The following is an 11,762-nucleotide window of genomic DNA, read 5'->3' as shown; positions in this document are numbered from 1 at the left end:
AATGAGGACAGCTTCATGGAAGCATTGCACCAGAAAATCCGCGAACAAGGCATTGTGCTTTCCGACCAGGTCCTGAAGGTCGACGCCTTCCTGAACCACCAGATCGACCCGGCCCTGATGAAGCTGATCGGCGACGAATTCGCCACGCTGTTCAAGGATTCGGGCATCACCAAGATCGTCACCATCGAAGCGTCGGGCATTGCCCCGGCGATCATGACCGGCCTGAACCTCGGCGTGCCGGTGATCTTCGCCCGCAAGCAACAGTCCCTGACCCTGACTGAAAACCTGCTGTCGGCGACCGTCTACTCGTTCACCAAGAAGACCGAAAGCACCGTGGCCATCTCTCCGCGCCACCTGACCAGCAGCGACCGCGTGCTGATCATCGACGACTTCCTGGCCAACGGTAAGGCGTCCCAGGCGCTGATCTCGATCATCAAACAGGCCGGCGCCACCGTCGCGGGCCTGGGCATCGTGATCGAGAAGTCGTTCCAGGGCGGCCGTGCGGAACTGGATTCGCAGGGTTACCGCGTCGAGTCGCTGGCTCGCGTGAAGTCGCTGAAGGATGGCGTGGTTACGTTCATCGAGTAATCGCTGATAGGCGCAAACACACTGCAATACCTGTGGGAGCTGGCTTGCCAGCGATGGGGCCATATCCTTCAACATCCTAGTTGAGTGATACACCGCCATCGCGGGCAAGCCCGCTCCCACAGGTTTTTTTGTTGTTTGTTATTGCGCGGTGGCCTTCAGGCCGGTGAGGAGCAACCGCTGAAACAGGTCTTCCTTCAGACCTTCGGGATCAGTGAGCTGCATGCGCGCCAGATGCTCGGGATACAGCGAAGCCTCAGGAGCATCCAGCGCTGCCTTGCCCAACTCCAGAATCTCCGTCAGCTTGAACTTGCTCTTGAGCCAGTTCAGCGCCCGCAACAGATCCTTCTCGACCTCAGTGAAGTCGCAGCCCAGCGGATACTCCGGAAACAGATTCGGATGCCGCGCGGCAATCGCCTGCAAGCGTTGCGGGGTGTTGTCGGTAAAGCGCGGATCGAGACGGAAATCCTTCGGCAGCTTGCCGACTTTCTGCGCCTGTTCGATCAGGCCCTGCTGGAAGCGTGAATCGCTGATATTGAGCAACGCCTCGATCACCACCGCATCCGACTTGCCGCGCAGATCGGCGATGCCGTACTCGGTGACCACGATATCGCGCAGGTGCCGTGGAATCGTGCAATGGCCGTATTCCCAGACAATGTTCGAGCTGACATCGCCGCCGGATTCGCGCCAGCTGCGCAGCAGCAGGATGGAGCGCGCATCGTGCAGCGCATGCCCCTGGGCAACGAAGTTGTACTGCCCGCCGACGCCGCTGAGCACCCGCCCGTCTTCCAGTTGATCCGCCACTCCGGCGCCCAGCAGGGTCATGGTGAACACAGTGTTGATGAACCGCGCATCCAGACGCTGCAGGCGTTTGAGCTCTTCCTGGCCGTACAGCTCGTTGATATAGCTGATGCGGGTCATGTTGAATTCGAGGCGTTTGCTCAGCGGTAACTCGCGCAAGCGTTCGTAGAAACTGCGCGGCCCGAGGAAGAAGCCGCCATGCACTGAAATGCCGTCGATTTGCGACGCCTCGTCGAGGATTCCGGCGTTGGCCTGCTCCTGAGTCTGTACATCCGGGTAAACCTTGCGCCGGATGATCCCGGCCTCGGCCAGCACCAGCAGACCGTTGACGAACATTTCGCTGCAACCGTACAGGCCTTTGGCGAAGGGCTCGATGCCGCCCTCGCGTTCGATCAACTGCGCCCACTGGCTGAGGTTCACATCGGCCAGCAAGGCCTGGTAACCGGCGTTGTCGGCCTGCCGCGCCAGCAATGCGGCGGTCAGCGCGTCGCCCATCGAACCGATGCCGATCTGCAAGGTGCCGCCATCGCGTACCAACGTACTGGCGTGCAATCCGATGAAGTGATCCTGAAACCCGACAGGCATGTTCGGCGTGGAAAACAGTGTGCTGCTGTCCTTCTCGTCGATCAGCAGGTCGAAGGTATCGATGTCGACTTCGGCGTCGCCCGGCATGTACGGCAACTCGGTGTGCACCTGGCCGACCAGCAGAATGGTCTCCCCCGCCGCCCGACGTTTGGCGATCATCGGGAACAGGTCGAGGGTGATGTCAGGGTTGCAACTGAGGCTCAGACGATCCGGGTGTTCGCTGCTGCTGGCAAGCAACTGCGCCACCAGGTTCAGGCCGGCGGCGTTGATGTCGCGGGCGGCGTGGCTGTAGTTGCTGCTGACGTAATCCTGCTGGGCCGGCGCGCTGTTGAGCAGGCTGCCCGGCTGCATGAAGAATTGCTCGATGCGGATGTTGGACGGCAGGCTGTCGCGGTGCAGGTCGGCAAGGAATTCCAGCTCCGGGTAATTACCGAACACCCGCTCGACGAAGGGCTCGATGAAGCGCTTCTGCAAACCGTCGCCCAGCGTCGGGCGGCCGAGGCACAGGGCGGTGTAGATCGTCAGTTGCCGTTCGGGCAATCCGGCGACCCGCCGGTACAGCGCGTTGACGAAGGGATTGGGTTTGCCCAGCCCCAGCGGCAGGCCCATGTGGATGTGCGCCGGCAACCGCGCCAGCACGTCGTCCACAGCCTGTTCGATCGAACACAACTGCACCATCTGAAGCCTCCTGCCCGTTCCGTGAATAGAGGTACGACCGAGATTGCCGGTTGTTTGCTGCAATGAACAGCCTCAGACCTGAACCGCGGGCACAAAAAAACCGTCCGAAGACGGTTTTTTTCGTCAGAAGCGCGGCTTATTTCAGGCCGGACATCTTCTGGATGGCGCCCTTCAGCTCTTCATCGGAGCAGTCGGCACAGGTGCCTTTCGGCGGCATGGAATTGATGCCGGTGATGGCCTTGGCCAGGATGCCGTCGAGGCCGCCCTGGTGATCGGCGCGCTCTTTCCAGGCTGCGGTGTCACCGATTTTCGGCGCGCCCAACAGGCCGGAGCCGTGGCAAGCGTTGCAATGTTTGGCAATCACTTCGTCCGGCGTCTTGGCGCCGCCACCGCCGCCTGCCGAAGCAGCGACTTCCATCCCCTTGCACTCTTGCCCTTGAACACACACCTGGCCGACCGGCTCAAGGCGTTTGGCAATGTCGTCATTCGTCGCAGCTTGAGCGCTGACAGCCCAGAGGGCCAGTACGGTTGCTGGTGCAGCCAGCATTTTCATAATTAGGTTCACGCGTTCACCCTCAATGGTGGCTATTCACGCCTGCGGCCACGGTTCGCAGGCGGGCGCAAGTATAGCGGTTAGCCCGCTTCACTGAAACAACCCCAAAGTCGAAGGGGTTATATCGCGCTGTGGAAAAACGTTTCGGGTGCCTTCGCCGGTATGGCCTGGCGCCTCTTTGTTTAAAAATTCGCCGGCGTGGCTGCGCTGATTAGTCGCGCCGGTGCATCGAACGGATTACGGAAACGATGCGGCTTGGTACTTTCAAAGTAGTAGCTGTCGCCGGCTTCGAGGATAAAAGTTTCAAGGCCCACCACCAGCTCCAGGCGCCCTTCCACCAGAATCCCGGTTTCCTCGCCTTCGTGGGTGAGCATTTCCTCGCCGGTATCCGCGCCCGGCGGGTAGATTTCATTGAGGAACGCGATGGCCCGGCTCGGGTGCGCGCGGCCGACCAGTTTCATGGTCACGGCGCCGTCGGAAATGTCGATCAGCTCGTTGGCCTTGTAGACGATCTGGGTCGGTTTTTCCTGCAGGATCTCTTCGGAAAAGAACTCGACCATGGACATGGGAATCCCGCCAAGAACTTTCCTCAGCGAACTGATCGAAGGGCTGACGCTGTTCTTTTCGATCATCGAAATGGTGCTGTTGGTGACGCCCGCGCGCTTGGCGAGTTCACGCTGGGAAAGCCCTTTGAGCTTGCGGATCGATTGCAGTCGTTCACCGACGTCCAAGGCTGGAGCCTCCTGATGTTGTAGAAATATTGAGCGTTATCATGGCGACAGCGTTCAGTATTTACAACACTTGGGCCCCGCTTGCGCTTCAACCCTCGGAATAGAGCCTTGGCACCCGTCGCAGGTTGCAGAAGATCTGGTACGGAATGGTGTCCGCCCACTTCGCCACGTCGCTGGCGAGGATATTCTTGCCCCACAACTCGACGGTCGAACCGAGGCCAGCTTGCGGCACGTCGGTCAGGTCGATGCACAGCATGTCCATCGACACCCGGCCAAGAATGCGGCTGCGCTGGCCGGCCACCAGCACCGGGGTGCCGGTCGGTGCCTGACGCGGGTAACCGTCGGCATAACCCATGGCAACCACGCCGATGCGCATCGGTTTGTCGGTGATGAATTTCGCACCGTAACCCACCGGTTCGCCAGGCGGCAGTTCGCGCACGCTGATGACTTTCGACTCCAGGGTCATCACCGGTTGCAGGCGCTCGGCCACAGCGTTGGCTTCTTCGAACGGGGTGGCGCCGTACAGCATGATGCCCGGGCGCACCCAGTCGCTGTGAATCTGCGGCCAGCCCAGCACCGCCGGCGAATTGCGCAGGCTGACTTCGGCCGCCAGGCCCTGACGCGCAGCTTCGAACACTGCAACCTGATCGGCGCTGCTCTGCTCGTGCAACTCATCGGCCCGGGCGAAGTGACTCATCAGCACGACTTTCGCCACTTTGCCGCTGGCCAGCAAACGCTGGTAAGCCGCTGGGTAATCCTTCGGATGCAGGCCGACCCGGTGCATGCCCGAATCGAGCTTCAGCCACACGGTGATCGGTTTGCTCAACGTCGCCTGCTCGATCGCTTCGAGCTGCCACAGCGAATGCACCACGCACCAGAAGTCGTGCTCGACGATCAGCGCCAGCTCATCGGCCTCGAAAAAGCCTTCGAGCAACAGCACCGGCGCAAGAATCCCGGCGGCACGCAGCTCCAGGGCTTCTTCGATGCATGCCACCGCGAAGCCGTCCGCTTCAGCCTCCAGCGCCTGGGCGCAACGCACTGCGCCATGGCCGTAGGCATCGGCCTTGATCACCGCCAGTGCCTTGGCACCGGTGACTTCACGGGCGATACGGTAGTTGTGACGCAGGGCTTGAAGGTCGATCAGGGCACGGGCAGGACGCATGGCAGCAGACTTCTTGGCGGTCATGGGAATAAAAACCGGCGCTGGCTGACGGCGTGAACCGCCAACAGCACCGGGAGAGGGATCTTTACAACGGGTTACGGCAACGCGGCGACGATGGAGATTTCGACCAGGATGCTCGGCTTGGCCATCTTCGCTTCAACCGTGGCACGGGCCGGGGCGGCGCCTTTGGGCAGCCATTGATCCCACACCGAATTCATGCCGGCAAAGTGCGCCTCGATGTCGTTCAGGTAGATCGTCGCCGACAGCAGGTGCTGTTTGTCGGTACCGGCCAGATCAAGCAAACGCTCGATGTTGGCGAGGACGTCGCGGGTCTGCTGTTCGACACCGGCGTTGAAGTCATCGCCGACCTGCCCGGACAGATACACCGTACCGTTGTGGCTGACGATCTGACTCATGCGCTCATTGGTGAGCTGGCGCTGGATTGCCATGCTTTGCGGACTCCTGGGTGGTGTTGCCATAACGGGAAATATCGAGGCCTTCGGCGCTGATCTGCGGCTTTTTCTTCGCCATCAGGTCAGCCAGCAAGCGACCGGAGCCGCACGCCATGGTCCAGCCGAGGGTGCCGTGACCGGTGTTCAGGAACAGGTTCTTGAACGGGGTGGCGCCGACGATCGGCGTGCCATCCGGGGTAGTTGGACGCAGGCCAGTCCAGAAACTCGCTTCGGCCAGATTGCCGCCCTGAGGATAAAGGTCGTTGACGATCATCTCCAGGGTTTCGCGCCGACGCGGGTTCAGCGACAGATCAAAACCGGCGATCTCCGCCATGCCGCCAACGCGGATGCGGTTGTCGAAACGGGTGATCGCAACCTTGTAGGTCTCGTCAAGAATGGTCGAAGTCGGAGCCATCGCCGGGTTGGTGATCGGCACGGTCAGCGAGTAGCCCTTCAACGGATACACCGGGGCCTTGATGCCCAGCGGCTTGAGCAGCTGCGGGGAGTAGCTGCCGAGGGCCAGCACGTAGCGGTCAGCGGTTTCCAGCTTGCCGTCGATCCACACGCCGTTGATGCGGTCACCGGCGAAGTCGAGGCGCTGGATGTCTTGACCGAAACGGAATTCCACACCGAGTTTGGTGGCCATTTCAGCGAGGCGGGTGGTGAAGATCTGGCAGTCGCCGGTCTGGTCGTTTGGCAGGCGCAGGGCACCGGCAAGGATGTCGGTGACACCGGCCAGCGCCGGTTCGACGCGGGCAATGCCGGCGCGGTCGAGCACTTCGAACGGCACGCCGGATTCTTTCAGTACGGCGATGTCCTTGGCGGCGTTATCCAGTTGTGCCTGGGTGCGGAACAACTGCGTGGTGCCAAGGCTGCGGCCCTCGTAGGCGATGCCGGTCTCGGCGCGCAATTCGTCGAGGCAGTCGCGGCTGTACTCGGACAGGCGCACCATGCGCTCCTTGTTCACCGCGTAACGGTTGGCGGTGCAGTTGCGCAGCATCTGCGCCATCCACAGGTACTGGTCGATGTCGGCGGTGGCCTTGATTGCCAGCGGCGCGTGGCGTTGCAGCAGCCACTTGATGGCTTTGAGGGGTACGCCCGGCGCAGCCCACGGCGAGGCGTAGCCCGGCGAGACCTGGCCGGCGTTGGCGAAACTGGTCTCCATGGCCGCGGCGGGCTGCCGGTCGACCACCACCACTTCAAACCCGGCACGGGCCAGATAGTAAGCACTGGCGGTACCGATGACGCCGCTACCCAAGACCATAACGCGCATTTTTGTATCCCTCATCGCGGCGTGCCGCGCATGTGTGTTGTCAGAGCAATGATGCGCGCAGTGTAAAAAAGATTTGCCAGTGCTTTTCACTGTATAAGCGCCTATATTTGGCGACAATTCTCGGCAAAAACCCTTTTCACGGAGGCGCATCCCCTATGCGTACCAACACTCAGACCAAACGTGAGCTGGACAAGATCGACCGCAACATCTTGCGGATCCTGCAGGCGGACGGACGGATTTCATTCACCGAACTAGGCGAAAAGGTCGGACTCTCCACCACGCCGTGTACCGAGCGGGTGCGGCGCCTGGAGCGCGAGGGGATCATCATGGGCTACAACGCCCGCCTCAATCCCCAGCATTTGAAGGGTAGTCTGCTGGTGTTCGTCGAGATCAGCCTCGACTACAAATCCGGCGATACTTTCGAAGAGTTCCGACGCGCGGTGCTGAAATTGCCCCATGTGCTGGAATGCCATCTGGTTTCAGGGGATTTCGACTATCTGGTGAAGGCGCGGATTTCCGAGATGGCCTCGTACCGCAAGCTGCTGGGCGACATCCTGCTCAAGCTGCCGCACGTGCGCGAATCCAAGAGCTACATCGTGATGGAAGAAGTGAAAGAGAGCCTGAGCCTGCCGATTCCGGACTGAGCTCAGACCAGCACCTGCCGGTTTTCGGCCATGTACTCGAACACCTGCTTCTCGACCCGTGGATGAATCAGCTCCACCGGGCGCCGGCCGTTGGGGCACGGCAAGGTTTGGGTAGTGCCGAACAACCGGCAGATCAGCGGCCGCTCGTCATACACCGTGCAGCCATTTGGCCCCAGATGCACACAGTTGAGTTCTTCCATGGCCCCGTCCTGCTCGGCGCGGGTCTTGCGCGGCAGGCGGGACATTTCTTCGGGTGAGGTGGTCACCGGCCCGCAGCAGTCATGGCAGCCCGGCACGCATTCGAACGTGGGAATCTGCTGACGCAGGGTGCGGATTTTCTGACTGTTGCAGCTCATTGCAGCGGTAACCGGAGCGAAATAGGCGGCAATTGTGCCGCAAAAGCCGTGATCCAGACACCACGGGCCGACCAATGTTGCCCGTCCTCGTGCCTGCGGCTTATGCTCCGTCAAATTTTCTCGACACCCGCTCAGGATGACGCCCATGAATGCCCGCGCCCACGCCTCCGCGAGCCAACCCCACGTTGCCTCTTACTACGCCGCCAGCAGCCTGCCGCAACCCGACCATCCGGTGCTGCAAGGTGAACTGATCGCCGACGTGTGCGTGGTCGGCGGCGGTTTCTCCGGGCTGAACACCGCGCTGGAGCTGGCGGAGCGCGGCTTGAGCGTGGTGTTGCTGGAAGCGCACCGGATCGGCTGGGGCGCCAGCGGTCGCAACGGCGGGCAACTGATTCGCGGGGTCGGTCACGGCCTCGATCAGTTCTCCAACGTGATCGGCACCGACGGCGTGCGTCAGATGAAGCTCATGGGCCTGGAAGCGGTGGAAATCGTCCGCCAGCGCGTCGAGAAATTTCAGATCCCCTGCGACCTGACCTGGGGTTACTGCGACCTCGCCAACAAACCTTCCGACCTTGAAGGTTTTGCCGAAGACGCCGAAGAGCTGCGCAGCCTCGGTTACAGCTACGAAACCCGCCTGCTGCAAGCGAACGAGATGCACACCGTAGTCGGCTCCAAACGCTATGTCGGCGGTCTGATCGATATGGGCTCAGGGCACCTGCACCCACTGAACCTGGCACTCGGCGAAGCCGCAGCGGCCCAACGACTCGGGGTGAAGCTGTTCGAGCAATCGGCGGTCACTCGCATCGACTACGGCCCGGAAGTCCGGGTGCATACAGCGCAAGGTTCGGTGCGGGCGAAGACCCTGGTGCTGGGCTGCAATGCCTATCTCAACAATCTGAATCCGCAACTCAGCGGCAAGGTACTGCCGGCCGGCAGCTACATCATCGCCACCGAACCGCTGAGCGAAGAACAGGCCCACGCCCTGCTGCCACAGAACATGGCGGTCTGCGATCAGCGGGTGGCGCTCGATTACTACAGGCTCTCGGCCGACCGTCGCCTGCTGTTCGGCGGCGCCTGCCATTACTCGGGGCGCGATCCGAAGGACATCGGCGCGTACATGCGGCCGAAGATGCTTGAAGTGTTCCCGCAGCTCGCGTCAGCGAAGATCGATTATCAGTGGGGCGGGATGATCGGCATCGGTGCCAACCGTCTGCCGCAGATTGGCCGGCTCGCCGATCAGCCGAACGTGTATTACGCCCAGGCCTATTCCGGCCACGGCGTGAATGCCACACACCTGGCAGGCAAGCTGTTGGCCGAAGCCATCAGCGGCCAGCACAGCGGCGGCTTCGACCTGTTCGCCAAGGTGCCACACATCACCTTCCCCGGCGGCAAGCATCTGCGCTCGCCGCTGTTGGCGTTGGGGATGTTGTGGCATCGCCTTAAAGAGTTGGTCTGAGATCGTTCCCACGCTCTGCGTGGGAATGCATCCAGTGACGCTCTGCGTCACAGCGGACGCGGAGCGTCCGGGGCGGCGTTCCCACGCAGAGCGTGGGAACGATCCCTCTAAATCCGCCAGAACGGCTTCACCCCCTCCTCCAGCGCCTGCTCGCGGGTTAGCCCGATGTCCTTGAGCTGTTCCGGCGTCAGTCGCAGCAACGCCTTGCGCGTATGCAGACGATGCCAGAACAGGTCCCAGCGACTCAGGCCGGACGGTGCGTTGCACATGCTCTCGTTGCGCGCATTGTCCTGTTGCCCTGCCTCCAGTTCCTGACTGTGTAATGTCAGCCGCACATCGCTCAAGCCGCTCATTTTCGCTGCTCCTGTTTACTTGGGTAGCCAGAGATTCCATGATGCGCGGGCGAGCAAAAGCATTACAGATTCAACACATCTGTATTATTTCCATACAGATTTGCTGTCTCTGCGACTGAATTGTCGATTTACGCCGCATCTGTACTGGTTTAACGAATCATCTGCATCGAGGCAGTGTCATGACGCTCTATGTGAATCTCGCCGAACTGCTCGGCACCCGCATCGAACAAGGCTTCTACCGCCCAGGTGACCGACTGCCGTCAGTGCGTGCCCTGAGCGTCGAACACGGGGTCAGCCTGAGCACGGTGCAGCAGGCCTATCGGATGCTGGAAGACAGCGGCCTGGCCACGCCGAAACCCAAGTCCGGGTACTTCGTGCCGGTCGGTCGCGAGTTGCCGGAACTGCCGGCGGTGGGGCGTCCGGCGCAGCGGCCGGTGGAAATTTCCCAGTGGGATCAGGTGCTGGAACTGATTCGCGCCGTGCCGCGCAAGGACGTGGTGCAGCTCGGTCGCGGCATGCCGGACATCTCGTCACCCACGATGAAACCGCTGCTGCGTGGGCTGGCCCGTATCAGCCGCCGTCAGGACATGCCCGGTCTGTATTACGACAATATCCACGGCACCCTCGAACTGCGCGAACAGATCGCCCGGCTGATGCTTGATTCCGGCTGCCAGTTGAGTGCCAGCGATCTGGTGGTCACCACCGGTTGCCACGAAGCCCTGTCCACCAGCATCCACGCGATCTGCGAGCCCGGCGACATCGTCGCGGTGGACTCGCCAAGCTTTCACGGCGCCATGCAGACCCTCAAGGGGCTGGGCATGAAAGCCCTGGAAATCCCCACCGATCCGCTCACCGGGATCAGCCTTGAAGCGCTGGAACTGGCGCTGGAGCAATGGCCGATCAAGGTCATCCAGCTCACCCCCAACTGCAACAACCCGCTTGGCTACATCATGCCGGAGTCGCGCAAGCGCGCCCTGCTCAACCTGGCCCAGCGCTTCGACGTGGCGATCATCGAGGACGATGTGTATGGCGAACTGGCCTACACCTACCCACGTCCGCGCACGATCAAATCCTTCGACGAAGACGGCCGTGTGCTGCTGTGCAGTTCGTTCTCCAAGACCCTGGCGCCGGGCCTGCGCATTGGCTGGGTCGCGCCCGGCCGCTATCTCGAGCGGGTGCTGCACATGAAATACATCAGCACTGGCTCCACGGCACCGCAACCGCAGATCGCCATCGCCGAATTTCTCAAGGCCGGGCACTTCGAACCGCATTTGCGGCGGATGCGCACGCAATACCAGCGCAATCGCGACGTGATGATCGATTGGGTGACCCGTTATTTCCCGGCCGGCACCCGCGCCAGCCGCCCGCAGGGCAGCTTCATGCTCTGGGTCGAACTGCCGGAAGGTTTCGATACGCTGAAACTGAATCGTGCGCTGCACGATCAGGGCGTACAGATTGCCGTCGGCAGCATCTTTTCCGCCTCGGGCAAATACCGCAATTGCCTGCGCATGAACTACGCGGCCAAACCCACAGCACTGATCGAAGAAGCGGTGCGCAAGGTCGGCGCGGCGGCGATCAAGCTGTTGGCCGAGGCCGATTAATCCACCATAAAGGCGCCCTGACCTTCAAACCGCACCGGATCGACGGGGCGGCTTGAGGCGTCATCGACCCGCGCATCCAGCTCCAGCTCCACTTCCAGCAGACTGCCCTGGATACCGGCGTCCGCCCGCCATGGAACAACGTGGATGCCCGGTCGCAGAAAATCACCTTCGACCGGTTGGCCGCTGTCCAGGCGCCAGTGCACCGCCGCACCGTCGACACGAGCAGCCACGATACGCAGTTGCAACGTGCCCGCCGCCCAACGGAAACGTTGCGGATCGGCGGGGGGCGCGACAAATGCCCAGCGCATCAAGCGCACGTCGGGACAGTGCACCCGCAAGTGCACGCTGCGCAAACCAAAGCCCGGGCCCCGACCATCAAGCGCCTTGCGTTGCAGCAGGTCGGCGCGCGTTGCGCTACCCAGGTTCACGCTCGTGGGCGACAGACTCGACTGACACGTCTCGGCGCTGAACGCCTGTTGAAATACCAGACACGGCAACACGATCCAAACCGGCAGAAATTTCATCAGATGCA

The 11,762-nt window shown here is 61.7% G+C and carries 13 protein-coding genes; 4 read left to right on the top strand and 9 right to left on the bottom strand.

Annotated features, from left to right (window positions below):
- Positions 1-15 precede the first annotated feature (15 nt).
- On the top strand, positions 16-588 hold the full coding sequence (locus tag AWU82_RS00175; RefSeq protein WP_003229440.1) for a xanthine phosphoribosyltransferase: 573 nt from the start codon (positions 16-18) through the stop codon (positions 586-588).
- Between the two features lie 138 nt (positions 589-726).
- Here the strand turns inward: AWU82_RS00175 and AWU82_RS00170 are convergent, their stop codons facing one another.
- The 6 genes from AWU82_RS00170 to dadA all read right to left on the bottom strand — a co-directional run bounded on the left by AWU82_RS00170 (position 727) and on the right by dadA (position 6,820).
- Positions 727-2,649: an acetyl-CoA hydrolase/transferase C-terminal domain-containing protein gene (locus AWU82_RS00170; protein ID WP_064379369.1), complete on the bottom strand. Its 1,923-nt coding sequence runs from the start codon at positions 2,647-2,649 to the stop codon at positions 727-729.
- A gap of 136 nt (positions 2,650-2,785) precedes the next feature.
- A complete protein-coding gene (locus AWU82_RS00165; protein WP_039765242.1) occupies positions 2,786-3,202 on the bottom strand; it encodes a c-type cytochrome in 417 nt (138 codons plus the stop codon).
- Between the two features lie 182 nt (positions 3,203-3,384).
- Positions 3,385-3,933 (bottom strand): type II toxin-antitoxin system RelB family anti-toxin, encoded by a 549-nt coding sequence (gene relB / locus AWU82_RS00160; RefSeq protein ID WP_003229444.1) that lies wholly within the window; start codon positions 3,931-3,933, stop codon positions 3,385-3,387.
- Positions 3,934-4,021: 88 nt separating this feature from the next.
- On the bottom strand, positions 4,022-5,095 hold the full coding sequence (gene alr, locus AWU82_RS00155) for an alanine racemase (protein WP_064379367.1): 1,074 nt from the start codon (positions 5,093-5,095) through the stop codon (positions 4,022-4,024).
- A 95-nt stretch (positions 5,096-5,190) separates the two neighbouring features.
- The gene (locus tag AWU82_RS00150) at positions 5,191-5,544 is read right to left on the bottom strand and encodes a RidA family protein (protein WP_039765240.1); all 354 of its coding nucleotides are present in this window, start codon (positions 5,542-5,544) and stop codon (positions 5,191-5,193) included.
- Entirely contained in the window at positions 5,516-6,820 is a 1,305-nt protein-coding gene (dadA, locus tag AWU82_RS00145; protein ID WP_007954487.1) for a D-amino acid dehydrogenase, read from the bottom strand. The genes AWU82_RS00150 and dadA overlap by 29 nt, the downstream gene beginning before the upstream one ends.
- A gap of 155 nt (positions 6,821-6,975) precedes the next feature.
- Between dadA and AWU82_RS00140 the strand changes: the two genes are divergently transcribed.
- Positions 6,976-7,464, top strand: a complete 489-nt coding sequence (locus AWU82_RS00140; protein ID WP_003177284.1) for an Lrp/AsnC ligand binding domain-containing protein — start codon at positions 6,976-6,978, stop codon at positions 7,462-7,464.
- A gap of 2 nt (positions 7,465-7,466) precedes the next feature.
- Here the strand turns inward: AWU82_RS00140 and AWU82_RS00135 are convergent, their stop codons facing one another.
- Positions 7,467-7,820 (bottom strand): YkgJ family cysteine cluster protein, encoded by a 354-nt coding sequence (locus AWU82_RS00135; RefSeq protein ID WP_064379365.1) that lies wholly within the window; start codon positions 7,818-7,820, stop codon positions 7,467-7,469.
- A 145-nt stretch (positions 7,821-7,965) separates the two neighbouring features.
- On the opposite strand from AWU82_RS00135, the gene AWU82_RS00130 reads away from it, so the two are divergent.
- Complete coding sequence (locus tag AWU82_RS00130) at positions 7,966-9,276, top strand: NAD(P)/FAD-dependent oxidoreductase (RefSeq protein WP_064379363.1); 1,311 nt, start codon at positions 7,966-7,968, stop codon at positions 9,274-9,276.
- Positions 9,277-9,383: 107 nt separating this feature from the next.
- On the opposite strand, the gene AWU82_RS00125 is transcribed toward AWU82_RS00130, so the two are convergent.
- Positions 9,384-9,629 (bottom strand): DUF1127 domain-containing protein, encoded by a 246-nt coding sequence (locus AWU82_RS00125; RefSeq protein ID WP_064379361.1) that lies wholly within the window; start codon positions 9,627-9,629, stop codon positions 9,384-9,386.
- A gap of 179 nt (positions 9,630-9,808) precedes the next feature.
- On the opposite strand from AWU82_RS00125, the gene AWU82_RS00120 reads away from it, so the two are divergent.
- Positions 9,809-11,230, top strand: coding sequence for an aminotransferase-like domain-containing protein (locus tag AWU82_RS00120; RefSeq protein WP_039765236.1), 1,422 nt, complete (start codon positions 9,809-9,811; stop codon positions 11,228-11,230).
- Here AWU82_RS00120 and AWU82_RS00115 read toward each other — a convergent pair.
- Complete coding sequence (locus AWU82_RS00115) at positions 11,227-11,754, bottom strand: hypothetical protein (protein WP_064379359.1); 528 nt, start codon at positions 11,752-11,754, stop codon at positions 11,227-11,229. The two genes, AWU82_RS00120 and AWU82_RS00115, sit on opposite strands and share 4 nt — an antisense overlap.
- Between the last annotated feature and the right edge of the window lie 8 nt (positions 11,755-11,762).

It is taken from the genome of Pseudomonas glycinae (assembly GCF_001594225.2).
GTDB lineage: Bacteria > Pseudomonadota > Gammaproteobacteria > Pseudomonadales > Pseudomonadaceae > Aquipseudomonas > Aquipseudomonas glycinae.
This window is presented reverse-complemented; position numbering and strand designations above follow the sequence as displayed.

Excerpts from the sequence above, each read along its gene's own strand:
- AWU82_RS00170 (WP_064379369.1), bottom strand. The coding sequence starts at position 2,649 with ATGGTGCAGTTGTGTTCGATCGAACAGGCTGTGGACGACGTGCTGGCG.
- AWU82_RS00130 (WP_064379363.1), top strand. The coding sequence starts at position 7,966 with ATGAATGCCCGCGCCCACGCCTCCGCGAGCCAACCCCACGTTGCCTCT.
- AWU82_RS00140 (WP_003177284.1), top strand. The coding sequence starts at position 6,976 with ATGCGTACCAACACTCAGACCAAACGTGAGCTGGACAAGATCGACCGC.
- AWU82_RS00175 (WP_003229440.1), top strand. The coding sequence starts at position 16 with ATGGAAGCATTGCACCAGAAAATCCGCGAACAAGGCATTGTGCTTTCC.
- dadA (WP_007954487.1), bottom strand. The coding sequence starts at position 6,820 with ATGCGCGTTATGGTCTTGGGTAGCGGCGTCATCGGTACCGCCAGTGCT.
- AWU82_RS00165 (WP_039765242.1), bottom strand. The coding sequence starts at position 3,202 with ATGAAAATGCTGGCTGCACCAGCAACCGTACTGGCCCTCTGGGCTGTC.
- AWU82_RS00150 (WP_039765240.1), bottom strand. The coding sequence starts at position 5,544 with ATGGCAATCCAGCGCCAGCTCACCAATGAGCGCATGAGTCAGATCGTC.
- AWU82_RS00135 (WP_064379365.1), bottom strand. The coding sequence starts at position 7,820 with ATGAGCTGCAACAGTCAGAAAATCCGCACCCTGCGTCAGCAGATTCCC.
- AWU82_RS00120 (WP_039765236.1), top strand. The coding sequence starts at position 9,809 with ATGACGCTCTATGTGAATCTCGCCGAACTGCTCGGCACCCGCATCGAA.
- AWU82_RS00125 (WP_064379361.1), bottom strand. The coding sequence starts at position 9,629 with ATGAGCGGCTTGAGCGATGTGCGGCTGACATTACACAGTCAGGAACTG.
- alr (WP_064379367.1), bottom strand. The coding sequence starts at position 5,095 with ATGCGTCCTGCCCGTGCCCTGATCGACCTTCAAGCCCTGCGTCACAAC.
- AWU82_RS00115 (WP_064379359.1), bottom strand. The coding sequence starts at position 11,754 with ATGAAATTTCTGCCGGTTTGGATCGTGTTGCCGTGTCTGGTATTTCAA.